The sequence below is a fragment of the Trebonia kvetii genome (assembly GCF_007827045.1).
GTDB lineage: Bacteria > Actinomycetota > Actinomycetes > Streptosporangiales > Streptosporangiaceae > Trebonia > Trebonia kvetii.
The window spans coordinates 1-255 of record NZ_RPFW01000082.1; the positions used below are offsets into that span (position 1 = coordinate 1).

Annotated in this window: 1 protein-coding gene; it reads right to left on the minus strand. The window is 68.6% G+C overall.

Features of this window, described 5'->3' with window-relative positions:
* Window positions 1-255, minus strand: a 255-nt coding sequence (locus EAS64_RS43065) for a hypothetical protein (protein WP_500691533.1), incomplete at both ends; no start/stop codon positions are given.

The following is a 255-nucleotide window of genomic DNA, read 5'->3' on the forward strand; positions in this document are numbered from 1 at the left end:
GGTTCAGGTCCTCCACGATCTGCTTCGGGTCCAGCAGCAGCCGGGACCGGCTGGTCAGTTCCCTGATCCGGTCGCGGGCGTGCTGCATGGCCTTGTCCGCGGGCCAGCGGGCAAGGAACGTCACCGGTTTCTTCCCGTTCAGCCCCCGCGAGCGCACCAGCCGGTGGTGGAAGCCGAGGAAGTCAAAGCCCTCGCCTTCTTCCTCCAGGTGCACGATGCGGGTCTTGGCCGCCTTGGGCTCCAGGCCCAGGGCGG